This window comes from Gillisella terrae, from assembly GCF_004801395.1.
In the GTDB taxonomy this organism is placed as follows: domain Bacteria; phylum Pseudomonadota; class Alphaproteobacteria; order Rhizobiales; family Rhizobiaceae; genus Allorhizobium; species Allorhizobium terrae.
This window is the reverse complement of record NZ_SSOA01000006.1, coordinates 165,848-189,731: the sequence shown is the minus strand read 5'-3', so window position 1 is coordinate 189,731 and position 23,884 is coordinate 165,848. Positions and strand designations below refer to the sequence as shown.

Genomic DNA, 23,884 nt, shown 5'->3' with positions numbered 1-23,884 from the left:
GCGCGCCCGCAATGCTGAACTCAAAGCGGGCCGCCAACCCTATATTCCGTCGCGTTGCACACCATCGGTGACGCGACGGTATCTTCTGCAAAACAAGACAATGAACGACGCCCACTTGCAGTCGGGCGAGGGGAGATCATTGCGCCATGAGCGACAAACCAGTCTTGCCCTTGAGGCCACTTTTATCACTGAGCGATGTCAGCGTCACGTTTGGCGGTGTCCGTGCACTCAAGGGCGTGTCTTTTGAGGTTAATCCTGGAGAGGTCCATTGTTTGGCCGGTGAAAACGGCTGCGGCAAGAGCACACTCATCAAGGTCATCACCGGTGTCTACAAACCGCAAGCAGGCGCACAATTGCAGTTTGATGGCAAGCCGATTGGGGCCATGACACCGGCGCTCGCACAATCTCTCGGTATTCAGGTCATCTGGCAGGATCTCGCTCTCTTCGATGAAATGACGGTTGCCGAAAACATCGGCTTCCAGCACGCCATGAAGGGTAAATTTGGCCTGGTCGACAAAGGTGCAATCCGAAAGGCTGCCGAGCAGGCGCTCGCGCGGCTTGGCGTGGACATTGACCTGGATCGTCCACTTAAGGAACTTCCAATCGCTCAACGCCAGATCGTCGCCATCGCCCGCGCGCTGGTGGGTGAGGCGCGTCTGGTTTTCATGGATGAACCAACCGCCTCCCTGACGCAGTCGGAGACTGATTATCTCATCGACATTGTGCGCAATTTGTCAGCTTCCGGCGTGGCTGTCGTCTTTGTCTCCCATCGTCTCGCCGAAGTGTTGGAAATTTCGAACCGGATCACAGTGCTGCGTGACGGCGCGCTTGTCGGTGTCTATCCCGTTGAAGGCATGACGCAATCGCGCGTCACTGAACTGATGACGGGCCGCATGTTCGACAATGCCGTCATTGCGACAGATCATGATGACCAGCCGGTGGTGCTCTCCGTGCGCGGCTTGAGCCGGCATGGCGAGTTCTCGGATGTTTCATTCGATCTGCGGCGCGGAGAAACGCTCGGTATTACGGGTCTGCTTGGTGCCGGACGCACTGAACTTGCCCTGACACTGTTTGGAATGCACCGTCCCCATGCCGGTGAAATGCGTCTTGAGGGCCAGCTGGTGGACTTCGGATCAAATCGGGATGCCATTCGGGCAGGGATTGCCTATCTCTCCGAAGATCGCCTGTCGCTCGGCCTCAATCAGCCGCAATCGATTGCCGACAATCTCGTTATGGCGTCCCTTGATAAGTTGCTCGTCGGTGGGCTGATCTCGACGTCAAAAAAAGCCTCGGTCGTCAAACACTGGATCGGCTCCCTCGGCGTCAAGATTGGGCAGCCGGAAGACCCGATCCGTACCTTGTCAGGCGGTAACCAACAGCGCGTTGCCATTGCCAAATGGCTGGCCATCGGTCCGAAGATACTGATTCTGGATGCACCGACCGTCGGTGTCGATGTCGGTGCACGCGCCGGGATTTTCGACATTGTCCGCAAGCTCGCGGCCGAAGGCCTCTCCATCATCCTGATCTCGGACGAGGCACCGGAGGTCTATTTCAATTCAGACCGGATCGTTCACATGGTCGAGGGGCGCTTCCACGCAACCTACGATCCACGAACCATTTCCATGACCGAACTGGAGACTGCAATCTATGCGTAGGCTGATCCTGGCGAATACAACAGAATTCGCGCTGATTATCGTAACAATCCTGCTCTGTGCTGGGTTGTCGCTTGGGACTGATCGCTTCTTCACGGTCTCAAACGCCTTTGATGTGCTGAATGTCTCTGCCGTCAACATCATCTTTGCTGTCGGTCTGCTGGTCGTGCTGATTTCTGGTGGTATCGACATCTCCTTTGCCGTCGCGGCCTCCGTTGTTCAATATGTCACCGCCCTTGCTGTGGCGAAACTTGGTGGCGGCAACTGGGCTGAGGGCTTTATCATCGCGGGTGCCGTGGGCATCGGACTGGGTTTGATCAACGCGTTTCTCGTCTGGCGGCTGAAGATCATCTCTATCGTAGCGACGATTTCGACATTTAACATCTTCTTCGGTCTGTTGATGTTCTTCACAAAGGGCGTTTCGATCTACAATCTGCCAGACTGGCTTTCCACCCGTGTGGTTTTTTACGAACACGAGATGAGTGATGGCTCCTGGATCGAGCTGACGCTGCCGGTTGTCGTCATGATCCTTTGCTGTATCGCCACCTGGTTCATGATATCGCGCACCACCATTGGCCGCCAACTCTACGCTTTCGGCGACAATCCGGAAGGGGCTCGCCGCTTTGGCATCAATATCGGTGCCATGCACTATCTTTCCTTCGGCTGGCTTGGCCTGATGGCCGGAATTGCCGGTCTCATGCAGGCGCATTACGCCCAGGAAGTGGTGCCAAACGCGCTCTATGGCCGTGAGCTCGATGTTCTCGCCGCAACCGTTCTCGGTGGTGCACGTCTCGGGGGAGGGAAGGGGTCAGTCATTGGCTGTGTGCTTGGCGTGCTGCTTGTGTCGATTACCCAGAACGGTCTCAATTTGATGGGCGTGTCGCCCTTCGCCTTCAAGATGGTTGTCGGCACCATCATTCTGATCGCGATCACACTCTCTTCGACCCGCTTCGACAAGCTTTTGCCGTCCGCCATGAAGAGTTCAAACCCCACAAAGAGTTCAAGACAGGGAAGTGTGCGCCAATGACCTCTCTCACCCAGAAGTTTAACCGCACATTCGGCGCGGACATGGCGGGGCCAGTGATTGCTTTCATTGCGGTCATGGTCGTCTTTGGAACCCTGGCCGACAATTTCCTCTCCCTTGGAACATTCGGCTCCGTCTCCTTCCAGTTACCGGAGCTGGGTCTTCTGACGCTGGCCATGCTGCTTCCGCTGTTGACAGGCGGGATCAATCTGTCGATCACCTTCGCTGCCAATCTGTCCGGCCTTGCCGCCGCATGGGTGTTGCAGGCTCAAGGTGGCGTCAATGCGCCGCCAAGTGCCTTTCTTCTCGCCTGCCTTGCAGCCCTCCTCACCGGCGCAGCCGTTGGCGCGTTAACCGGGGCAGCGATCGCCTATACGCGCGCGCACCCCATCCTGATCACACTCTCGATGATGATCTTTTTGCGTGGTCTTGGCGAGTTTCTGACACGCGGCGGCGATATCTCCGGCTTTCCCGGTTACGTTTCCACCATCGGTCAGGGTTCTGTGCTCGGGTTGCCTATCCCCTTGGTCATCTTCATCGCCTGTGTCGGGCTCTGGCATATCTTGCTCACACGGGCAAAGCTCGGTTTTGGGCTTTTGATGATCGGTTCCAATATCGAATCTGCCCGCTATTCTGGCCTCAACACCCGCCGCATTCTTGTTCTCGTCTACACCCTGTCAGGTATGATGTGCGCTGTCGCTGGCCTGATCATGCTGGCCCGCTTCAACTCAGTGCGTGTGGGCCATGGTGAATCCTATCTGTTGATCACGGTGCTTGCCGCCTTTCTCGGTGGCGTCAACCCCTTTGGCGGCTTTGGGCGTGTTCTGCCAGTCTTTGTCGCGCTGATTGTTCTTCAGCTTCTCTCGTCTGGTCTCAATCTTATGGGCGCGAACCAGCATCTCGCAACAGCTTTGTGGGGCGTGTTGATGATCGTCGTCATGGCGGCCAGGACGCTGGCGTCGAAACTCTCTGCTGCCCGTGGAAGGAAAGTATAATATGCAAGGATTTGGTGTTCACGCCATGATGTGGGCAAGCACGTGGGACCACGCAAGCGCTGAGCGCGCCATTGCCGGAGCCGCGCGCCATGCACAGGATTATATCGAAATCCCGTTCTTCGACATTCCCTCGGTCGATGCCGCCCATTGCCGAGCCCTTCTGGAAACGCACCTGATGCGGGCAACCTGCTCTCTGGTGTTACCGGAACACGCCTGGGCCTCTGTGCGCCCGGACGCGGCAATCGATCACCTCAAGGCTGCCCTCGACAAGGCTGCCGAGATTGGTGCTGACGCGCTGACCGGCGTTACCTTCGGCGGCACGACGGAGCGCACAGGGTTTGCACCGACGCAAAGCGAATATGACAATCTGACCCGCGCCTTAGGCACAGTCGCAAAGCACGCAAAAGCGCTCGGTCTCCAATTTGGCATTGAGGCGGTCAACCGTTATGAGAGCCACCTGATCAATTCCGCCAAACAGGCGGTGGATCTCGTCGAGCGGATCGGCATGGACAACGTCTTCGTGCATCTCGATACCTTCCATATGAACATGGAGGAAAAGGGGCTTGCGAGCGGGATCGTCGCTGCGCGCGATCACCTGAAATATATGCATATGTCGGAAAGCGACCGCGGCACGCCGGGCTTCGGCAATATTGCCTGGGATGAGCTTTTCGGTGCGCTGGCGGCCATTGATTTCGACGGGCTTCTGGTTCTGGAAAGCTTTGGAGGCCTGCCGTCTTCCATGGCGGGATCAACCTGCACCTGGCGACCCGCAGCCCTGAGCGCTGAGGACGTTTTGGACAAAGGCATTCCATTTCTGCGCAACAAGGCAGCGCAATACGGCCTGTTTGCCTCCCGCTCATAACCACAGAAACGCTTCAAATCCATTATGTGAGCCAAGCCTTTGAGCACGATTGACACCAATGCCCGTGACATTGCCACCCTTGCCATGCAGCGTTTCGCTGACAGGCAGGGACAGCGGCTGATTATTGCCATTGCCGGTGCGCCGGGATCGGGAAAATCCACAATCGCCGAACGGGTCGTAGACCTCATCTGCGAAAGCGGTACCTCAGCAGCACTTTTCCCCATGGATGGGTATCACTACGATGATGCCGTTCTGGAGACGATGGGCAGACGCGCCTTCAAAGGCGCAATCGACACCTTCGACGCCCATGGCTTGCGGCATATGCTGGAGCGCCTCAAAGCCAATGAAGACGATGTCATTGCTGTGCCGGTGTTTGATCGATCCATCGAAATCGCCCGCGCCGGGGCACGCCTCATTGCCCAATCTGTGCAGATCATCGTCTGTGAAGGCAATTATCTGCTGGCCAGGCAATCCCCTTGGGACAGGCTGAAGCCGATCTTCGATTTCACGGTCTTTGTCGATGTGGAGACCGTCGATCTGCGTGAGCGGTTACGGTCGCGCTGGCGTGGATTCGGTCTTGATGAGGCCGAGATCAACCGCAAGGTCGAAGAAAACGATTTACCCAACGGCGCATTCATCACCCAGACCGCCGCAGAGCCCGATCTCAGGCTGAAAAATCCGGGGAGCGCGTGACGCATTTTGCAGGGCTTTGAACACCAATCCAACCATCAACACAGACATCAAACGGCTAAATCAAGAGGCTGATATGAAACACGGAATCTATTACTCCTATTGGGAACATGAATGGAGCGCCAAGTTCGGCCCCTATGTCGAGAAAGTCGCCAAGCTTGGCTTCGATATTATCGAAGTCGCTGCCCACCATATTAACGAATATAGCGATGCTGAACTCGCAACGATCAAACAAAGTGCGCGCGACAACGGCATTATCCTGACGGCCGGTATCGGCCCGTCAAAATCGAAAAACCTCTCTTCACCCGATAAGGCTGTCCGCGACGCGGGCAAGGCTTTCTTTGAGAAGACGCTGACCAATGTGGCCAAGCTCGATATCCATACAATCGGTGGTGCGCTGCACTCCTATTGGCCAATCGATTATTCGCAACCGGTGGACAAGGAAGGTGACCGCGCGCGCGGCGTTGAAGGCATTCACGACATTGCGGATTTCGCCAATGATCTTGGAATTAATCTTTGCATCGAAGTGCTGAACCGCTTCGAAAACCACGTTCTCAACACCGCGGCAGAAGGGGTTGCCTTCGTAAAAGATGTTGGCAAATCCAACGTCAAGGTTATGCTCGATACCTTCCATATGAACATTGAGGAAGACAGCTTCGGCGAGGCCATTCGCACAGCTGGCTCCCTCCTTGGCCACTTTCACACCGGCGAGAGCAATCGACGTGTGCCGGGCAAGGGCCGGATGCCATGGCATGAGATTGGCGCAGCATTGCGAGACATCAACTACACCGGCGCAGTGGTCATGGAACCCTTTGTCAAGACCGGCGGCACCATCGGTTCAGACATCAAGGTCTGGCGCGATCTGACCGGCGGCGCGGATGCCGCAAAGATGGATGAAGACGCGAAAAACGCGCTTGCATTCTCGCGTTTCGTCTTGGGCTGATAAGGCGTTACAGAAATGGACACCCGCCTCAACCAAGGAGTTGGGGCGGTATACACGCGTCGATCAAATAGAACGCGAACAAGGACGACAATGAGGTAAGATATCTTTGACACATCCGGCTCGGTCCTGCTCCTTCATCATGGCACTGGTGTCTGTTGGGGCTGAGATTTGCCACGCGAACCTCTGAGCACTATCATCAAGAGAGATGGATATTCCTGCTCTCCAGAAAGTTGATTTTGCTCATGAGATGTTTGTCATCCTCTTCATTTTCGATGGCGGAACTCAACGGCATTGGACGCGAGCATGTCATCCAAAAGCGCCGCACCTTTATCGACATGATTGTTATGATTTTGACAATTTTGGGCGTCTGCGCCTTTTCGATCTCTACAGCGCGTGCTGCCTCCATCGACAGCCGATTGGGCGATACGATTTTATCCTGCTTCTCTCCACCGCCCGGAGCGACACACAACGCGCAGGTGTCGGTTACATTTGCCGCGGACGGGTCTTTCGCCGAGAAGCCAAAGATCATTGAAAGTGGTCAAGATGCGATCGATACCGCCTTTGCGAATGCCGCGCTGAGAGCGCTTTTGAGGTGCGAGTCACGTATTGTCCAGTTTCGCTTGAAGGGTACGATTGTTTTCAATTTCCCTCCCTCGGGCCTACCCATTCAGGCGGACGTGAGTGGAAACTCTACTGCATAATTCCTTAAATCGGAATCGACTTAAGGAGAAAATTATGCAGCAGATTAAAAGTGTTACAGCGTCCTTTGTGCGCCACTTTTCCGGTCTGGCACCGAATGGAGAGAAAAAACGCGGTGCAAGATGAATGTTTGAACGGCTTGGTTCTGAAAACGAAAAAGCCTGCCGCGGGAGGAGGTGCGGCAGGCTTTTCGAAAACAACGAACAACAGCTGGGAGGAGGAGTGCTGTTGCTCCATCAGACGCCCGTAGGGAGGAGGAGTGGGCCGTCTGAAACCGAAGCTTTGCGGGAGGAGGAGCATCGCTTCGTTGAAATTGAAGATAGCCTATTTTTCAGCTCAGAAAATAGACTTTGTTGCAGTGCAGATATGCAAAAATGAAGCATCTCCGTATTCCGTCACCGTCACGCCCTCTCCGTAGAGAAAACGCAAAAACGCCCGCGTTACCGGCGGGCGTTGCGATCATCGATTATTTATGACGTCAGGGTTTAACGAGCGACCGATGCGCGGGCGACGCTGCGGATGTCGGCGCGGTTGATGCCGAGATCCTGAAGCTCACGAGAGCTCATACGGTCCAGTTCGGTAACGGTCTGACGATATTTACGCCATGTATTGAAAGAGCGAGCTACGTTCATAATGATCCCCTTTTCAAGGTCCTCTGTGACGCCAGCAACTTTGCTTCAGTTCCAACGTCGTTTCGATGATTGGAATATAGGCTCTCATGCCTTTGTTGATAAGGCACAAGACCTCACGCCCGCTATGCAACATATGCATAGCGGCGCCTACGCGATGATCTCGTTCAAGCTTCATCGCGCAAGCTTCGTCACCCAAGGGGGTATCTTGTCCGGGCAATCTTGGTATGATTGCTGCCATTGCATCTAAAAATCCTTGCAACCCAAAAATCACGACGCTAAGATCTTCGTGCAACCAATTGAGAGAAAGGAGGGTCACGTGTATAATTTTTATTGCCGGTTCTACCAGCAACGTGGCCCCGTCAACGCCCTGCAGATGCGTTTGCAGGGCTGACCAAATCTCGTTTAAGACGTTACTGGTCCGCCCTTTATGGCGCTGGCGCTTAAGCTATTGAGCTTGAGACGCTGGCAATGTGTTTTCACCGCATTTGATTGTCGTCGTGCCTTGGCTTTGCCATGGGCGCAGCAGTGATGCGGACATCATTCGAGACCAAAATGTCGCTGATCAATATTCGTAATCTTGGCGTGGTGCGCGCTCAACCTTTGTTTTCGACCCTCAATTTCACCGTCAATGCCGGGGACCGTATTGGGCTCGTGGCCGCCAATGGGCGTGGAAAGTCTACGCTTCTGCAATGTATTGCGGGCACGGTTGAGCCAAGCGAGGGTGAAATTACCAAGACCCGTGGGCTTCTTGTTGGTTATGTTGAACAAAATGTGCCTTCAGCCCTCCACTCTCTGTCCTTTTATGAGGCGGTGCTTTCGGCCCTTTCCCCGGAGCAGATAGAGACAGAAAGCTGGCGGGTGGACATTGTGCTGGATATGCTGGATGTGCCAGAGGCGCTTCGGGGCCAACAGGTGATGGCGCTCAGTGGTGGCTGGCAAAGAATGATGATGCTGGCCCATGTTTGGGTTACCGAGCCAGATGTGCTGCTGCTGGATGAGCCAACAAACCACCTTGATCTTGGCAAGATCGCGGCGCTGGAAAACTGGCTCAATGCGTTGCAGCGGGACGTTCCTGTCATCATCGCCAGTCATGACCGCGCCTTTCTGGACGCGGTGACCAACAAAACGCTGTTCCTGCGGGAGCGACAAAGCCCTTTGTTTTCGCTGCCCTATTCGCGCGCGCGCAGCGAGCTTGCACGCATGGACGCCTCTGATGCAAAGCAGTTTGAGCGCGATATGAAAACGGCGGATCAACTGCGTCGGCAGGCCGCGAAGCTTAAAAATATTGGCATCAACTCTGGTAGCGACTTGCTGGTTGTCAAAACCAAACAGTTGAAGGAGCGGGCCGATAAGCTTGAGAGCACGGCAAAGCCTGCTTATCAGGAGCGTTCTGCCGGCACCATCAGGCTTACCAATAGCGGAACCCATGCGAAAGTTCTGGTGACGTTAGACAACGTGGAGGTCTGCACCCCTGATGGACGTTTGCTCTTCAAAACCGGTCAGCAATTTATCCGCCAAGGCGACCGGATTATTTTGCTGGGCGGCAATGGCGTCGGAAAATCCAGCTTCATCAATCTCTTACGGGGCGCGATTGAGCGGCCGGACCATCAAGACCCGGGCATAAAAGCCACACCATCCGTGGTGCTGGGTGCGATTGATCAGGGCTTGAACAATCTGCGAGGCCGTGACACGCCGATGGAAGCGATTATCAGCCGTTTCGACATTGGTGATCAAAAGGCGAGAACCTTGCTTGCCGGTGCTGGCATAAACCTTGACATGCAATCTCGCCCCGTTGAACGCTTGTCGGGTGGGCAGAAAGCCCGGCTGGCCATGCTGATATTGCGCTTGGCGGACCCCAATTTTTTCGTTCTGGATGAGCCGACAAACCATCTCGATATTGAAGGGCAGGAGGCGCTGGAGCAGGAATTGCGCGACAAAGAGGCCAGTTGCTTGCTTGTGTCGCATGATCGATATTTTGTTCACGCCGTTGCCAATCGGTTCTGGATGATTGATCGCAAACGGTTGATCGAAGTGGACAGTCCGGATGAATTTTTCCTGCAAGTGACATAGACTTACATGGGCGTGCGCAAGAGTTTGTCAGGGAAAAGTGGAATCCGGTTTTCCCGTAAAGACAAACGAAAACAAAAAATCTTAGAGGCTGTCTGGTTCAATCTCACAGTACACGACGCATAGGTTTTACCGTATAGCTCACCCCCCTCTGCCCTGCCGGGCATCTCCCCCACAAGGAGGGAGATCGACAAAAAGCAACCCTATTGCTCAACAGCATACGTCCTATGTGTCGGAGATCACAGGTTCATTGTTAAAAACGAGCGGGAGCGCCTATCCGATCTCCCTCCTTGTGGGGGAGATGGCTGGCAAGCCAGAGGGGGGTAAACGGCACATAAAGGCCTTTGTGTCGGGTACTATGGTTCAATCTGAACCTGACAGACTCTAATTATAGCGCACGCCCCTGTTAGCCTTTCTAAAGAGCGAGATAGGCCTTGCGAATATCATCGCGCTCGGTGAGTTCCTTGATCGTGCCTGAAAATTGCACTGTGCCGTTTTCCAGCACATAGGCACGGTCAGAGATCAGGCGGGCAAACGGCAGGTTCTGCTCAGACAAAAGAACGGAAATGCCGGATTGCTTCATGATGGTGATGGCCTGCGCCATTTGCTCGACAATCTTTGGTGAAATGCCTTCCGATGGCTCATCAAGCAGCACCAGATAAGGATTGCCCATCAAGGTGCGGGCAATGGTCAGCATTTGCTGTTCACCGCCGCTCATGGCACCGCCGGGGCGTTTGCGCATTTCAGCGAGGTTGGGAAAAATCTCGTAAATCCGCTCTGGCGTCCAAATTGCATTTTGACCACGGGCTGGCTGGCGGCCCACTTCCAGATTTTCCTCGACGGTGAGTTCGGTAAAAATCCGGCGCTCTTCCGGCACATAGCCAAGCCCTTTGCGCGCAATTTCAAAGGGTTGCAGGGCGGTGATGTCATCGTTTTGAAAGCGGATTGTGCCGGTTCTGCGGGCCAAAAGACCAATGATAGATTTAAAGGTGGTGGATTTGCCAGCGCCATTGCGGCCAAGCAGGGCAACAACTTCGCCAGCGCTTACCTCAAGATCCACGCCAAAGAGAATATGGGCCGGACCGTACCAGCTGTTTAACCCGGAAATACTGAGCATCAATGCGCCTCTCCATGGGAATACAAGGCTCCAGAGCCGAGATAGACCGCTTGCACCTGCGGATCGGCCCGCACGGCATCGGGCGTGCCGGTGGCAATAATTTCGCCGCGGTTAAGCACGATCACACGGGTCGCATGTTCAAACACAATGTCCATATCATGCTCGGTAAACAGCACGCCGATCTGTCGCTCACGCACAACCTTTGCCGTCAGCTCCATCAATGCCACACGCTCTTTGGCGGCCATGCCTGCGGCTGGCTCATCCATCAGCAGCAGTTTTGGCTCGCCAGCCAGGGCAATGGCCAGTTCCAACCGCTTCACATCACCATAAGGCAGTTCGCGACAGAGTCGATCAGCCTGGTTATCAAGACCGATCAAGGCCAAAAGCGCCATGGCATCGTCGCGGTAGAGCGTCCCAAGCCGACCGAAAAAGGCCGAGAGGCTCAAGGCACCCTTATGACAGGATTGCAGCACCATTTGCACATTTTCAAGCACCGTCATTGAAAGGTAGGTCTCGGCAATCTGAAATGTGCGGCCAACGCCAAGGCAAAAGATTTTCTGCGGAGAATAGCGCGTCGTATCGACACCCTCGATCATCACGCGCCCGGAACTGGGGCGGATCTGACCATTCATCATATTGAAACAGCTGCTTTTTCCCGCTCCATTGGGACCAATCATGGCCAGCAATTCGCCGCGCTGAACCTGAAATGATACGCTGCGCACGGCATGAACACCTTGATAGTTTTTGCTCAAGTCTTCGACAGAAAGAAGGGGGGCTAGCCTGCTCATGCGACCTCTCCTTTGGGCTGAAGAACGCTCCTGTCCATGGCCATTCTCGCTTGCCACCAGCGGATCAGGCGTGCGCCTGTGCCGACAATGCCCTCGGGGAAAACAATGACCAGCGTGATAATCAGCGCGCCGAGGATCAGACGCGGATAATCTGTGTTGCTCATCAGCCAGATGGATGCGGTTTTGTACACCACCGCGCCGACAACGCTGCCCGACACCGTTCCAAAACCGCCCAGCAGCACCATGACCAAGGCGTCAATTGAGGTGGAAATGCCAAGACTGTCGGGAAAAACGCTGCCCTTTTGAAAGGCGAGTAGAGCACCGGCCAATCCGGCAAAGAAGGCGCTGATGGTGAAGGCCAGATGCTGCACTTTTTGCTGCGAAAGACCCACGGATGCCGACCGCATGGGGGAATCTTTCAGCGCCCGCAACGCATAGCCAAAGGGCGAAAAGGTGAGGTGGCGAAAGACGACAATAGTGATCACGGCGGCTGCCAGCGTCAGCCAATAAAAGGCTTGCGCGCTGCTGGCCCAGGCGGATGGCCACACGCCGATAATGCCATTGTCGCCGCCGGTCACCTCCACCCATTGGAAGGCAATGGACCAGACAATCTGCGCAAATGCCAATGTCAGCATGGCGAAATAGATATTGGAAAGCCGAACACAAAACCAACCTGCGATGGCTGAGACCAAAACGGCAAGAATTGGTCCAGCGATCAATGCCAATTCCATCGGCAAGGCAAAATACTGGACCGACAGGGCAGCGCCATAGGCACCAAGCCCCAAGCCTGCGGCGTGACCAAAGGAATCCAGCCCACCCACCGACATCAAAAATTGCAAGCTGATGGCAAAGGTCACGGCAATCATCACTTCGGCAGCCACGCCAATGCCATAGCTGCCCAACACCCAAGGCAAAAACACCATGGCAATCGCAAACACCAAAGCGGCAAGCCGCGCAGCATTACCAAGCGGCTTCCAGACTGCGGATGTCACCAGATTGGTGCGCGATTTGGGCATGGGCTTGCCCAGCAGGCCGAAGGGGCGCACCACCAGCACCACCGCCATGACAATGAAAATCAACACCAGCGAAATACCCGGCAACACCAGAATGCCAAAGGCGTTCAGCTCAGACACAATCACGGCTGCCAAAAACGCGCCGGGGATGCTGCCAAGCCCGCCAATCACGACAACCACGAAAACCTCCGTGATCACCGAGAGATCCATAAAGTGGCTGACCGCATCGCGCGGGATTTGCAGGCCGCCGCCAAAGGCGGCCAGAAAAACACCCAGCGCAAAAACACTGGTAAACAGCCATTTTTGATTAACGCCCAAGGCATTGACCATATCTCGGTCCTGGGTTGCGGCGCGCACCAGTGTGCCCCAGCGGGTACGATTGAGCAGTAGCCACAAACCGGCCAGTACGGCAGGCCCCAGACCGATCAGCACAAAATCATAAATCGGTAGCTGATGCCCAAATATGGTGAATGCGCCTTCAAGGCCGGGAGCCCGTGGCCCCACCAGATCTTCCGGCCCCCAGATCAGCCGAACCAGATCTTCGATGATCAGCGTCACACCAAAGGTTGCCAAAAGCTGCAACAATTCCGGTGCATGATAGATGCGCCGGAGCAGCAGAATCTCGATCACCGTTCCAACTGCGGCCACAATAGCAGCGGCAACCAACAGCGCTGCCCAAAAGCCAAGCGCGCTTTCCCAGCGGGTTGTCAGGCTATAAGCCAGATAGGCCCCGAGCATGTAGAAAGCGGCATGGGCAAAATTGACAATGCGGGTCACGCCAAAAATCAGCGATAGGCCGCTGGCAACCAGAAACAGCGATGCGGCATTCGCAAGTCCGGTCAGGAATTGTGCGAAATAGAGATCCAAGAGAGGTTCCTTCCCCGGATACGTTGGCGCGAAAGATAATGGCTGCCTCGCCGCAAACGACATGATCTCACGTTTTGCGGCAAAGGAGCAAATTGATTGGCGTGTCGCGCCCGAATGACATCAACAGCGCGACAACCAAAAATCAGGGGCGCATCTTTGCAGCGTCCGCTTCACTGGGCAGAAAATCGGCACCGCTTTCATATTTGAAATCCACCATGGTGCCTTTGCCGTCCACCAGCGCGGTTTTGCCAACAAAGGCGCCAAGCGTTGATTGATGATCGGCAGCACGGTAAGTGATGGGGCCAAAGGGGCTATCCACTGAAATGCCCTTGGCGGCGGCAATCAGCGCGTCCGTGTCTGTGGATTTAGCCTTATTGAGGATGGCTGCGGCTGATTTGATCAGCGTGTAACCCACCACCGAGCCGAGACGCGGGTAATCATTATAGCGCTTCTGATAGGCGTCCAGAAATGCCTTGTGCTCGGCAATTGTCACCTTGTCCCACGGATAGCCGGTAACAATCCAGCCGGTTGGAGTGTCGCCTTTCAGCGGGTCAAGATATTCCGGCTCGCCGGTCAGAAACGAAACAACCGAGCGATCCTTGAACAAGCCGCGCGTTGTACCCTCGCGCACCAGTTTGACCAGATCGGCACCAAAGGTAACATTCAAAATGGCCTCTGGCTTTGCGGCTTCAATGGCTTGCGCCACCGATCCGGCGTCAATCTTGCCCTGTGGCGGCCATTGCTCTGCCACGAATTCCACATCAGGCCGGGCTTTCTTCAACAGCTCTTTGAAAACTGCGACAGCACTTTGACCATATTCGTAATTGGGGGCAATGGTGGCCCAGCGCTTGGCCGGCAGCTTTGCGGCTTCCGTTGCCAGCATGGCCGCCTGTACATAATTGGATGGACGCAGGCGGAAGGTGTAATCATTGCCCTTAGACCAGGTCATTGCGTCGGTCAGCGGCTCGCCCGCCAGATAGAAAATCTTCTTTTGCTGGGCAAAAGACGAAACCGCCAAGCCGATGTTGGAGAAGAATGATCCGGAAATCATCACAACGCCGTCTTTGGACACCAGTTCATTGGCGGCGGTGATGGCATCGCCCGGCTTGCCGCCATCATCCTTGGAGATCACCACAAGCTTGTTGCCATGGATACCGCCTGCGGCATTGATTTCATCAACGGCCATTTCCCAACCCTTTTTATAGGGCTCGGTAAAGGCAGGAAGTCCAGAATAGCTATTGATTTCGCCAATTTTAATATCGGCAGCAGATGCATTTGCTCCGGCGCAAAGGCTCAGAGCCGTTCCCATGACGGCCAAAATGCGCTTCATCACTGTTCTCTCTCTGGCTTAGAGCTGTCGGGTTCAGCGAGAACCAAACAGGCCCACGGTTCCTGGTATGAGTTGTCTTCAGGAAAAACGATGGTTTCTCTTTCCTGACCACTCTAGACCTTATAGCAGCCTTATTTTTATAATGCGGTCCGGCGCTTATTTTATTTTTGCGCGGCTCCGAAGGGCATCTTCAAGTGTGCCCACTTTAAAAGCAAGATATTTTTTTGCTCATTTTTTGGGTCGATGATGATAGGGTTCAGTTTTTTATCGCCGACATTCACCCATTTAGGGTGTGTACTCTATTTATACGCCGATTTATTCTCACGGAGGCCAAATGCATGAGCACAGCGTATAATGTGACGGAACAGGTTGGCCATCTTTTGCGGCGGGTTTACCAGCGTCATCTGGCGATTTTCCAAGACCACGCCTTTGATCCGAGCATAACCTCGGTCCAGTTTATGACGCTGTGCGTGTTGCGCGACAAGGGGCCCAGCTCGCAAAGCGAACTGGTGCGGGCAACAGCCATTGATCAAGGCACCATTCGCGGCATTATCGAGCGCCTGACCGCACGGGGCTTGATTTCGCTGTCACGCGATGAGCAGGATGGCCGCAAGGTGATCATGGCCTTGACACCCGAGGCTGACGCCCTGCTCGACAATATGGTGCCCAGTGCGCAAATGATTTCCGAACTGACCATGGGATCGCTCAATGCGGCCGAACGGGTCGCCTTGATTTATCTACTCAAGCGATTGCTGGAAGAGCCGAACGAGGGAAACACCGGCGAAAGCGCATGGGAAGACGATCAACACAATCGATAATCGTCATTCGCATGCAAATGACATTTGCAAGAGAGAGCATGGTGTCCAACCATGCCAGACATGACGCGCGAGATAACGCCTGCCTTAACAGATCTTTTTCAAAAGCTCGACCAGCATCATTTGCTCACCCGAGGTCAGCGGTGCCAGCGTTGCGTCGGAAACAGCCAATGCGTTGGCAATATTGCGTTGAATGGCTTCATTGCCATCCTTGGTGACGCTAAGCAGCAGGCGGCGTCCATCATTGGGGTCGGGGCTTGAGCAGACGTAGCCACGCGCCACCAGTCGATCCACCACACCTTTGATGGTTGCCACATCCATGGCCGTATCGCGACCGAGCTGGTTTTGCGAGGTGGGGCCGATTTCCCTCAGCTTGGTGAGTGCCGCCCATTGCGTGGTGGTCAAACGTTCGCCCATGCGCTCGCCAAATAAGGCCACATGGCGCTGGTTGGCCTGGCGAAGATAAAAGCCGATCTGCTGGTCCACACGGTAATCGCCGACCCGATCTGTCTTCGATGCAGGACTCAAGTGTGGATCTTGTGGCGTGCTGCGGTCTGTGTTGGACATAGGTTCCCCCTGTGCCTGCTATCGCATACCCCGCTCATTTGAATTGTCAATAAAATGGCCAGCGTGATGCGATGGGCACTCTCTTGACATTCCTTTTCGTGCGTGGATAGTCATTCGTATACAAACAATATCATCGAAAACGATGAACGGGAACACGGCAGACGATCCGATATCGTCAACAATCGGGAGCAGGGTATGGTTACGCAGCCAGTCGCCAATGCAGTGAACGGCAAAATCCGATGCGATGCCTGTCCGGTGATGTGCTATATCGCCGATGGCAAATCTGGTGCGTGTGATCGCTATGCCAACCAGGGCGGTGAGCTGGTGCGGGTTGATCCCTTTACGGTGATCGAGAAAACCGCATCTGAGGGCGGCAAAATTGTACCCTTCCTGCCTGACGACAGTGCTGATTGGGATGGCGATCTTGTGCACGCCGGATCAACCTTTATTACGGCGGTTGGTGCAGGCACCACCTATCCTGATTATAAGCCTGCCCCCTTCATTGTTTCGCAAAAGCAAAATGGCGTGGATATGGTCACGGTTGTGACCGAGGGCATTTTTTCCTATTGCGGTGCCAAGGTTAAAATCGACACGGATCGTTTCATCGGGCCGGAGACGTCGCTGGTGCGGGTCGATGGCGAGGCCGTGGGCCATGTCACCACCGGCGAATATGGTTCGCAAATGCTCTCGCTGGGCGGCGTGCATCATCTCACGGGCGGTTCGAAAAAAGAGGGCCGTGTGACCTGCGATACGCTGATGCGCCTTTGCAATGGCGAACAGCTGGAAATGGTGGTGGATGGCGGCGCGACGCTGTTGCTGAAAGCCGGGGCCGCCCCCATCATCAATGGCACACTGGAAGAGCGCATGCGGGTTGGCTGCGGCTCGGCCACCATTGGCATTTTTGCGCGCCAATGGAAAGATATGGTCGATGAAGTCGTGGTGGTGGATGACCATATCACCGGGGTGCTTTCCGAGCATCAGGCGGGCAAGCTGCTGGATGTTGCACCCACCGGTATCAAGATCAAAGGCCGACGCTCCACGCCGGGGCGCTATTTTCAGGTGGCAGAGCCGGGCATCGGCTGGGGCGGCACCAATATTTCCGATCCGCTGGACATTCTTGGCGATTTTGACCCCAAAATTGCCTATCCGGGCCTGCGTTTGCTGATGGTGTCCACCACCGGCGAGCAATTTGGCTATTATGTGCTCGATGATGCGCTCTGTCCGGTCAAACAGGATGTTTTACCTGATGCGGTTGCCCAAACTGTGGCGATTGTGGCCGAAAACTGTGAACCGGCCATGGTATCGGTGCTGTTCATGGGCGGTGCTGGCGGCAGCCTGCGGGCAGGGGTGACCACCAATCCGGTGCGGTTGACCAATTCGGTGCGGCAAGCGCTGACCAATGTCACCTGCGGTGGAGCCCCTGCTTATCTGTGGCCCGGTGGCGGCATTACGGTGATGGCGGATGTGAGCAAAATGCCATCGAACAGTTTTGGCTATGTGCCAACCCCCGCCATTGTTGCCCCGATTGAATTTACCATGCGGCTTGAGGATTACCGCGCGCTTGGCGGCCATATGGAGGCGATTGTGCCGCTGGAAGAGGCGCTCAGGCAGGCAGAGCGGCGCATTGCCCGGCAGAGTGATGCGCCCTGGCCGATGGATGAGACGAATTTTCGATGGGGTGCGTGAGCAAGCGAAAGATCAGCCGATGAATGGCAGCATAGCAGCATCTTATCTGGATGGAGACCGCAATGGACGGCTGCATTTGCAGCACGGCCCGATTGATCTGGTGATTGGCGTGGGCGATCACGACCGCGTTGGCAATGCCGGCGTGGAGCGTCAGCGTGCCCTTGCTTTTCAGGTGGCCTATGCCCGGTTTGCAACGGTGCTGGAGGAGCTTGTGGGAGAGCTGAGCTTGCTGAAAATGCCCCATGGTGCCACAAATCCGCGCCCAAGCTCGCCGATTGCGCAGCGCATGGTCGATGCGGTGACGCATTTCTCCAACCATCATTTCATCACGCCCATGGCGGCTGTGGCGGGTTCTGTTGCCGATGAAATTGTCAGTGCCATTTTGGTCGCTTGTCAGGGTGATGATCGGCCATCCCGGCTTTATGTCAACAATGGTGGCGATATTGCGCTGCATCTGGCGAGCAAGGAAGCGTTTGAGATTGGCATTGCTGACGAATCCGGCTCGGCCCTGGGACGTTTTCAGGTGAGCGGTCAGGAACCAAACCGGGGCATTGCCACATCCGGGCGCGGTGGCCGCAGCCTGTCCATGGGCATTGCCGATAGTGTTACGGTCATTGCCCGCTCTGCTGCGATGGCCGATGCGGCGGCGACCTTGATTGGCAATGCTGTGGATCTTCCCGGCCACGCCGCAATTGCGCGCGCTGCGGCCAACAGCATCAAGGACGATAGCGATCTGGGCGAGCGGCTGGTGGTGACCGCCTGCGGTGCTCTTAATGATGATGATATCGCGCAAGCGTTGGACGCTGGCGAAGTGCTGGCTCGCCATTTTATGGCGAAAGGGCTGGTGGCGCGTTGTGCGCTGTTTCTCAAAGGGCGGTCGCGTATTGTTACGCCCAACCCCATTCCTATGCTTAGCTCGAAGGCGACAGCCTTTATTCCGGAGGAAAGACACTATGCCTGAACCCAAAATCCGCAAAGTCCTGACCATTGTTGAAGACATTTTCCACGAAGGCGGTCCCGTTTCGGAAGTGCCTTTGAAGCGCGGTGCAGTGATTGCCGTCATCGAAAATCCTTTTGCCGGCAGCTACCACGAAGACATCGCCGGTTTCATGAAAGACCTTGAGCCGCTGGGTCTTGACATGGCAACTCGCCTTTTGAATGCCCTCGGTGGCGATGCCAAGGCCATTCAAGGCTATGGCAAAGGCTCTATTATTGGTCAGGCAGGCGAGCTGGAACACGGCGCTCTGTGGCACGCGCCGGGCGGCTATGCCATGCGCGATGTGCTGGGCAATGCGAAAGCCATTGTACCATCCACCAAGAAGGTTGGCGGCCCCGGCACCCGTCTGGATGTGCCCATCACCCATATCAACGCATCCTATGTGCGCAGCCATTTTGACGCCATGGAAGTGGGCGTGCCCGATGGTCCACGCGCCAATGAACTGGCTTTCATCCTGGTCATGACCACCGGCAGCCGCATCCATGCCCGCGTTGGCGGCCTTAATGCGGCGGACATCAAGGGCGAGGACGGTTTGCGATGAAAGCGCAGATCCGCAAGCTTGTGACCTTTGTGGATGAAACCCGGCGCGAGATGGGCAAGGACATTGCCCCCGCCACCCGCAAAGCCTGTGCGGTGGCAATTGTTCGCAACCCTTACGCCGGGCGTTATCAAGAGGATTTGTCGGAGCTGATCGAGATCGGGGCGGAGCTGGGCGGATTGCTGGGCAAGCGTTGCGTCGACGCATTGGGTATTTCACCCACAAAAGCCGAGAGCTATGGCAAGGCCGCCATGGTCGGCGAACATGGCGAGCTGGAACATGCTGCCGCTATTTTGCACCCGGCCTTGGGCAAGCCTTTGCGCGATGCGGTGGAGAAAGGGGCGGCTCTTGTGCCATCTTCCAAGGCGATGGGCGGTCCGGGGCAGGTGCTGGATGTGCCGCTGGGCCACAAAGACGCCGCCTATGTGCGCAGCCATTTCGATGCCATGCGCATCTCTCTCAACGACAGTCCCCGCGCCGATGAAATCATGGTGGCGGTGGCGATAACCGATAGCGGCAGGCCTTTGCCACGCATTGGCGGGCTGCAAGTGTCCGAAATTGAGGGCAAGGACGGGCTGCGGTGAAAATCGATCGTGACAGAACGGTTTAACAAGATGACCCCGCACAGAACGGGGCATCTTTTGCAAAAAAACAAGAAGGGAACAGGCGTGGATCAAGCAGCCAAATCAGCGGACGGCAAGGGCACACAATCGGTGGTGGCCGGCATTGATGTGGGTGGCACCTTTACCGATCTTGTGTTGTTTGATGCCACCCATGGCACCGTGCGGCTGGCGAAAACCCCGACCACGCTGGACAATCAGGCCTTTGGCGTCATCAACGCGCTGGATGCGGCAGGGGCCGACATTGCCGCGCTGGATCTGATTGTGCATGGCACCACCACCACCACCAATGCGGTGCTGGAGCGCCAGCTGTGCAAAACCGGTTTTATCACCACGATGGGGTTTCGCGATGTGCTGGAGCTTGGCAGACGCACCCGTCCGCAAGCCTATGGTATGAAAGGCGAGTTCAAGCCGATTATTCCGCGTGATTTGCGGCTTGAAGTGCCGGAGCGCATGGATGCTCAAGGGCAAGTTGTTACGCCCTTGGATGAGGAAAGCCTGCGCCACAGTATCACCAGCCTGATCGATATGGGCTGTGAGGCGCTGGTCATTCACTTTTTGCATGCCTATGCCAACCCGGCCCATGAGCTTCGGGCTGGCGAAATTGCCGCTGAGCTTTGGCCCAATGACAATATCACCCTTGGCCACGCGCTGTTGTCGGAAAGCCGTGAATATGAGCGCGGCGTGACCGCTGCCGTCAACGCCTCTGTGCAGCCCTTGCTGCGGCGCTATGTTGAGCGGTTGGCCGACACCTTGGCCGCTCGCGGTTATAAGCATGATGTGTTGGTGATGAATGGCAATGGCGGTATGGTCTCTGCCCGCCACGTGGCGCGAGAGGCAGCCAAAACGGTGATGTCCGGCCCCGCATCCGGCGTGATGGCCGCTGCCTACACCGGACGCAGAGCCGCCATGCCCAACCTGATCACCTATGACATGGGCGGCACCTCCACCGATGTGGCGCTGATCCGCAATGCAGAACCCACCGTCTCGAATGAGATCGAGATTGAATATGCCATGCCCATCCATGTGCCGATGGTGGATGTACGCACGGTGGGGGCTGGTGGCGGCTCCATTGCGCGCATCACCGCCGCTGGCCTGTTGCAGGTGGGGCCAGAGAGTGCAGGGGCTTCGCCCGGCCCAATCTGCTATGGACGCGGCGGCACCAAGCCGACCATTTCAGATGCCAATTTGCTGCTGGGCAGGCTCGACCCGTCGCGGCTGAACAAAGTGCCCGGCGGCATGACGCTGGATGATGTGAAAGCCATTTTTGAAACGGAGCTGGGCAAGCCCTTGGGCCTTGATGCCATTGCCAGCGCTTCTGCGGTGCTGCGCATTGCCAATGCCCGCATGGCTGATGCGGTGCGGATGGTGTCTGTCAGCCTTGGCGAAGACCCGCGTGATTTTGCGCTGTTTGCCTTTGGCGGGGCAGGGCCGCTGCATGCCTCAGCCATTGCCCGCGAACTGGGCATTCCCAAAGTGCTGGTGCCATCACGCCCCGGCATCACCAATGCATTGGGCTGCGTGGTGGCCGATCTGCGTCACGATTTTGTCAACACCGTCAATCGGCCCTTAGCGATTGTCGATATGGATGCGGTGCATGAGCGGTTCAAAGCCCAAAGAGACGAGGGGCATCGTCTGATCGGCAAGGAAGCAGTCTTCATTCGCGAGATCCGCGAGATCTACTCGGTGGACATGCAGTTTATCGGCCAGACACATCTCTTGCGGGTTCCTTTGCCCAATGCGACACCCACCCGTGAAGAGCTGCAACAGCGCTTTGAAGAGGCCTATTTCTCCCGCTTCCATGTGGCCTTGCCGGAAATTCGCGCCAATCTCGTCAATGTCAACACTTCGGTGATTGGCCGTCGTGAGGAGATTGACCTTTCAGCGCTGATTGATAGCGAGGGGCGTAAGCAAAGCCTTACCGATGCCCAAACCGGCATTCGTTCCGTATGGTTTGACGGGTTTGTTGATACACCAATCTATTGGCGCGACCACCTGCCTGCCGATGCCACGCTGATTGGCCCCGCCATTGTCGAGCAAATGGACACGACCATTATCATCGAACCGGGCGATCATGCCCATCAGGATGCGGACGGCAATCTTATCATCACCTTGAAAAACGGCATTGGAGGCTGATATGAGCGTTGATCCCATCACCCTCTCGGTCATCCAGTCTGGCCTGCAACAGGTATGCGACGAGATGGATCTTTCCTTTTCGCGTGCGGCCTTTTCGCCGGTGATTGCCGAGGCCAATGACCGCTCTGACGGGATTTATTCGGCCATTGATGGCGCGCTGATTGCCCAAGGCTCCAGTGGCTTGCCGGTGTTTGTTGGCACCATGCAATATTCCACCCGCGTGTTGATTGAGATGATCGCCAATGGCAAGGCCGCAGCACCGCAGCCCGGTGATATCTATATCGTCAACGATCCTTATCTCGGCGGCACCCATTTGATGGATGTGCGCTTTGCCATGCCGGTCTATCGGGGTGGAGAAATCTTTTGCTGGCTGTCCAACACCGGCCATTGGCCAGATACTGGCGGTGCGGTGCCGGGTGGCTTTTCGGCCTCTGCCACTTCCGTGGAGCAAGAGGGATTGCGCCTGCCGCCGGTGCGGCTGTTTAAGCAAGGGGTGCTGGATCAAGAGATTTACGCCATCATCTGCTCCAATATCCGGGTGTCCGAGCAGCGGATTGGCGATGTAAAGGCGCAGGCCGCCGCCCTTTTGGTTGGTGAAAAACGCCTCACGCGGCTGCTGGATCGCTATGGTGATGCGACCGTCAACGAGGCGATTGCCGAGTTGCGCCACCGATCAGCCGAGCAAATGCGCGCCTCTATCAAGCTGATCCCGGATGGCACCTACACCTCCACCGCCTATGTTGATAGCGATGGTGTGGTCGACGAACCGCTGGAAATTCGCTTGAGCATCACCGCCAAATCCGGGGAATTGACCTTCGACTTTACCGGCTCGTCCAAGCCCTGCATTGGTCCAATGAATTCGGTTCTGGCCACGACGCTGTCTTCGGTCTATCTGGCCATGCGCCATATTTTCCCGGATGTGCCAATCTCCGCTGGTGCCTTCGAGCCACTTAACGTGATCCGACCCGTCGGCACCTTTCTGGATGCGCACTATCCAAGGCCAGTGTCCGGTTGTGCGGCAGAAGTCAGCCAGCGCATTGCCGAAGCGGTGTTTGCCGCCCTTGTCGAGGCTTTGCCCGATCGTGTCACGGCATCGCCCGCTGGCAGTTCCGGCAATTTTGCGCTGGGCGGCTTCGATCCTGAGCGCAATCAGGGCTATGTGATGTATCAGATTTCCGGTGGCGGTTATGGTGGAAATTCTGATCACGATGGTCTGGCCAATGGCTGCTCCACCATCGGCATTTCCAAGGCCCCGCCGGTGGAAATCATGGAGCAGCAATATCCGGTGCTCTATCACCGCTATGCGCTGCGCGAAGGCTCCGGCGGTGCGGGCCATCATCGCGGCGGCTTTGGGCTGGATTATGAAATCGAGTTGCGGCGCGGGCAGGCAACCGCAAGCTTTGTCATGGATCACGGTCGTTTCGGCCCGCCCGGTGCATTGGGCGGCAAAGATGGCGCGCCCAATTGCGTGCAGGTGTTCAAGGGTGATGGAGTGATTGTGCCGCAACATCTTTCAAAAGCGCAGGATATTCCGCTCAACCCTGGCGATCGCGTGCGGGTCATGACTCCCGGCGGCGGCGGTTATGGCGACCCCTTGCGCCGCGATAGTGAAACCGTTGCTGAAGATGTCCGTCTGGGCCGCTACACATCCAAACAGGCCGAGCATTTGTTTGGCGTGATACTGATGCGGGATGGCAGCGTGGATGGGCAAGCGACCAAGGTTTGCCGCCAAACCAGAGGATGAACGAACGTAAACCACACGCAGCGCAGAGCAAGACGTGTGGTTTACGCCTCGGACAATGAAACTTCTGTCTCGAAAGCCGGTTGCTATGTTGGGGATCGCTAT

21 protein-coding genes are annotated in these 23,884 nt (G+C 56.1%); 15 read left to right on the top strand and 6 right to left on the bottom strand.

Annotation, left to right across the window (positions count from 1 at the left end; translation table 11 throughout):
* Positions 1-146: 146 nt before the first annotated feature.
* The 7 genes from E6C51_RS13285 to E6C51_RS13255 all read left to right on the top strand — a co-directional run bounded on the left by E6C51_RS13285 (position 147) and on the right by E6C51_RS13255 (position 6,867).
* Positions 147-1,655, top strand: coding sequence for a sugar ABC transporter ATP-binding protein (locus E6C51_RS13285; protein ID WP_190236310.1), 1,509 nt, complete (start codon positions 147-149; stop codon positions 1,653-1,655).
* Positions 1,648-2,679, top strand: coding sequence for an ABC transporter permease (locus E6C51_RS13280; protein WP_190236309.1), 1,032 nt, complete (start codon positions 1,648-1,650; stop codon positions 2,677-2,679). Before E6C51_RS13285 ends, E6C51_RS13280 begins: the two co-directional genes overlap by 8 nt.
* Positions 2,676-3,671, top strand: coding sequence for an ABC transporter permease (locus E6C51_RS13275; protein ID WP_190236308.1), 996 nt, complete (start codon positions 2,676-2,678; stop codon positions 3,669-3,671). The genes E6C51_RS13280 and E6C51_RS13275 overlap by 4 nt, the downstream gene beginning before the upstream one ends.
* 1 nt (position 3,672) lies before the next feature.
* A complete protein-coding gene (locus E6C51_RS13270; protein WP_190236307.1) occupies positions 3,673-4,533 on the top strand; it encodes a sugar phosphate isomerase/epimerase family protein in 861 nt (286 codons plus the stop codon).
* A gap of 39 nt (positions 4,534-4,572) precedes the next feature.
* Positions 4,573-5,226: a nucleoside triphosphate hydrolase gene (locus tag E6C51_RS13265; protein ID WP_190236306.1), complete on the top strand. Its 654-nt coding sequence runs from the start codon at positions 4,573-4,575 to the stop codon at positions 5,224-5,226.
* Positions 5,227-5,299: 73 nt separating this feature from the next.
* Positions 5,300-6,166, top strand: coding sequence for a D-psicose 3-epimerase (locus E6C51_RS13260; protein WP_190236305.1), 867 nt, complete (start codon positions 5,300-5,302; stop codon positions 6,164-6,166).
* Between the two features lie 272 nt (positions 6,167-6,438).
* The gene (locus E6C51_RS13255) at positions 6,439-6,867 is read left to right on the top strand and encodes a hypothetical protein (protein ID WP_190236304.1); all 429 of its coding nucleotides are present in this window, start codon (positions 6,439-6,441) and stop codon (positions 6,865-6,867) included.
* Between the two features lie 483 nt (positions 6,868-7,350).
* Here E6C51_RS13255 and E6C51_RS13250 read toward each other — a convergent pair whose 3' ends face one another.
* Entirely contained in the window at positions 7,351-7,497 is a 147-nt protein-coding gene (locus E6C51_RS13250) for a DUF1127 domain-containing protein (RefSeq protein ID WP_146935859.1), read from the bottom strand.
* A gap of 552 nt (positions 7,498-8,049) precedes the next feature.
* On the opposite strand from E6C51_RS13250, the gene E6C51_RS13245 reads away from it, so the two are divergent.
* Complete coding sequence (locus E6C51_RS13245) at positions 8,050-9,567, top strand: ABC-F family ATP-binding cassette domain-containing protein (protein WP_190236346.1); 1,518 nt, start codon at positions 8,050-8,052, stop codon at positions 9,565-9,567.
* A gap of 412 nt (positions 9,568-9,979) precedes the next feature.
* Here the strand turns inward: E6C51_RS13245 and E6C51_RS13240 are convergent, their stop codons facing one another.
* The 4 genes from E6C51_RS13240 to E6C51_RS13225 all read right to left on the bottom strand — a co-directional run bounded on the left by E6C51_RS13240 (position 9,980) and on the right by E6C51_RS13225 (position 14,679).
* Positions 9,980-10,684 carry an ABC transporter ATP-binding protein gene (locus E6C51_RS13240; RefSeq protein ID WP_190236303.1) on the bottom strand — a complete coding sequence of 235 codons (705 nt, stop codon included), beginning with the start codon at positions 10,682-10,684 and terminating at the stop codon, positions 9,980-9,982.
* A complete protein-coding gene (locus E6C51_RS13235; RefSeq protein WP_190236302.1) occupies positions 10,681-11,469 on the bottom strand; it encodes an ABC transporter ATP-binding protein in 789 nt (262 codons plus the stop codon). The genes E6C51_RS13240 and E6C51_RS13235 overlap by 4 nt, the downstream gene beginning before the upstream one ends.
* Positions 11,466-13,349: an ABC transporter permease gene (locus E6C51_RS13230; protein WP_230987284.1), complete on the bottom strand. Its 1,884-nt coding sequence runs from the start codon at positions 13,347-13,349 to the stop codon at positions 11,466-11,468. The genes E6C51_RS13235 and E6C51_RS13230 overlap by 4 nt, the downstream gene beginning before the upstream one ends.
* 142 nt (positions 13,350-13,491) lie before the next feature.
* Complete coding sequence (locus tag E6C51_RS13225; RefSeq protein WP_190236300.1) at positions 13,492-14,679, bottom strand: ABC transporter substrate-binding protein; 1,188 nt, start codon at positions 14,677-14,679, stop codon at positions 13,492-13,494.
* 338 nt (positions 14,680-15,017) lie between these two features.
* On the opposite strand from E6C51_RS13225, the gene E6C51_RS13220 reads away from it, so the two are divergent.
* Complete coding sequence (locus E6C51_RS13220; RefSeq protein ID WP_190236299.1) at positions 15,018-15,497, top strand: MarR family winged helix-turn-helix transcriptional regulator; 480 nt, start codon at positions 15,018-15,020, stop codon at positions 15,495-15,497.
* An 84-nt stretch (positions 15,498-15,581) separates the two neighbouring features.
* Here the strand turns inward: E6C51_RS13220 and E6C51_RS13215 are convergent, their stop codons facing one another.
* Positions 15,582-16,061 carry a MarR family winged helix-turn-helix transcriptional regulator gene (locus E6C51_RS13215; RefSeq protein WP_190236298.1) on the bottom strand — a complete coding sequence of 160 codons (480 nt, stop codon included), beginning with the start codon at positions 16,059-16,061 and terminating at the stop codon, positions 15,582-15,584.
* A 195-nt stretch (positions 16,062-16,256) separates the two neighbouring features.
* On the opposite strand from E6C51_RS13215, the gene E6C51_RS13210 reads away from it, so the two are divergent.
* From E6C51_RS13210 to E6C51_RS13185, 6 genes are all read left to right on the top strand, one after another.
* Positions 16,257-17,747 carry a 6-hydroxynicotinate reductase gene (locus E6C51_RS13210; RefSeq protein ID WP_190236297.1) on the top strand — a complete coding sequence of 497 codons (1,491 nt, stop codon included), beginning with the start codon at positions 16,257-16,259 and terminating at the stop codon, positions 17,745-17,747.
* Complete coding sequence (locus E6C51_RS13205) at positions 17,719-18,708, top strand: UPF0280 family protein (protein ID WP_230987282.1); 990 nt, start codon at positions 17,719-17,721, stop codon at positions 18,706-18,708. The genes E6C51_RS13210 and E6C51_RS13205 overlap by 29 nt, the downstream gene beginning before the upstream one ends.
* Positions 18,701-19,285, top strand: coding sequence for an amino acid synthesis family protein (locus tag E6C51_RS13200; protein WP_190236296.1), 585 nt, complete (start codon positions 18,701-18,703; stop codon positions 19,283-19,285). Before E6C51_RS13205 ends, E6C51_RS13200 begins: the two co-directional genes overlap by 8 nt.
* Positions 19,282-19,866, top strand: coding sequence for an amino acid synthesis family protein (locus E6C51_RS13195; RefSeq protein WP_190236295.1), 585 nt, complete (start codon positions 19,282-19,284; stop codon positions 19,864-19,866). Before E6C51_RS13200 ends, E6C51_RS13195 begins: the two co-directional genes overlap by 4 nt.
* Before the next feature lie 84 nt (positions 19,867-19,950).
* Positions 19,951-22,038 carry a hydantoinase/oxoprolinase family protein gene (locus E6C51_RS13190; RefSeq protein WP_230987280.1) on the top strand — a complete coding sequence of 696 codons (2,088 nt, stop codon included), beginning with the start codon at positions 19,951-19,953 and terminating at the stop codon, positions 22,036-22,038.
* 1 nt (position 22,039) lies between these two features.
* A complete protein-coding gene (locus tag E6C51_RS13185; protein ID WP_190236294.1) occupies positions 22,040-23,782 on the top strand; it encodes a hydantoinase B/oxoprolinase family protein in 1,743 nt (580 codons plus the stop codon).
* The last annotated feature ends 102 nt before the right edge of the window (positions 23,783-23,884 follow it).

Excerpts from the sequence above, each read along its gene's own strand:
- E6C51_RS13285 (WP_190236310.1), top strand. The coding sequence starts at position 147 with ATGAGCGACAAACCAGTCTTGCCCTTGAGGCCACTTTTATCACTGAGC.
- E6C51_RS13280 (WP_190236309.1), top strand. The coding sequence starts at position 1,648 with ATGCGTAGGCTGATCCTGGCGAATACAACAGAATTCGCGCTGATTATC.
- E6C51_RS13275 (WP_190236308.1), top strand. The coding sequence starts at position 2,676 with ATGACCTCTCTCACCCAGAAGTTTAACCGCACATTCGGCGCGGACATG.
- E6C51_RS13270 (WP_190236307.1), top strand. The coding sequence starts at position 3,673 with ATGCAAGGATTTGGTGTTCACGCCATGATGTGGGCAAGCACGTGGGAC.
- E6C51_RS13260 (WP_190236305.1), top strand. The coding sequence starts at position 5,300 with ATGAAACACGGAATCTATTACTCCTATTGGGAACATGAATGGAGCGCC.
- E6C51_RS13255 (WP_190236304.1), top strand. The coding sequence starts at position 6,439 with ATGGCGGAACTCAACGGCATTGGACGCGAGCATGTCATCCAAAAGCGC.
- E6C51_RS13250 (WP_146935859.1), bottom strand. The coding sequence starts at position 7,497 with ATGAACGTAGCTCGCTCTTTCAATACATGGCGTAAATATCGTCAGACC.
- E6C51_RS13245 (WP_190236346.1), top strand. The coding sequence starts at position 8,050 with ATGTCGCTGATCAATATTCGTAATCTTGGCGTGGTGCGCGCTCAACCT.
- E6C51_RS13235 (WP_190236302.1), bottom strand. The coding sequence starts at position 11,469 with ATGAGCAGGCTAGCCCCCCTTCTTTCTGTCGAAGACTTGAGCAAAAAC.
- E6C51_RS13225 (WP_190236300.1), bottom strand. The coding sequence starts at position 14,679 with ATGAAGCGCATTTTGGCCGTCATGGGAACGGCTCTGAGCCTTTGCGCC.
- E6C51_RS13220 (WP_190236299.1), top strand. The coding sequence starts at position 15,018 with ATGAGCACAGCGTATAATGTGACGGAACAGGTTGGCCATCTTTTGCGG.
- E6C51_RS13215 (WP_190236298.1), bottom strand. The coding sequence starts at position 16,061 with ATGTCCAACACAGACCGCAGCACGCCACAAGATCCACACTTGAGTCCT.
- E6C51_RS13210 (WP_190236297.1), top strand. The coding sequence starts at position 16,257 with ATGGTTACGCAGCCAGTCGCCAATGCAGTGAACGGCAAAATCCGATGC.
- E6C51_RS13205 (WP_230987282.1), top strand. The coding sequence starts at position 17,719 with ATGAGACGAATTTTCGATGGGGTGCGTGAGCAAGCGAAAGATCAGCCG.
- E6C51_RS13200 (WP_190236296.1), top strand. The coding sequence starts at position 18,701 with ATGCCTGAACCCAAAATCCGCAAAGTCCTGACCATTGTTGAAGACATT.
- E6C51_RS13195 (WP_190236295.1), top strand. The coding sequence starts at position 19,282 with ATGAAAGCGCAGATCCGCAAGCTTGTGACCTTTGTGGATGAAACCCGG.
- E6C51_RS13185 (WP_190236294.1), top strand. The coding sequence starts at position 22,040 with ATGAGCGTTGATCCCATCACCCTCTCGGTCATCCAGTCTGGCCTGCAA.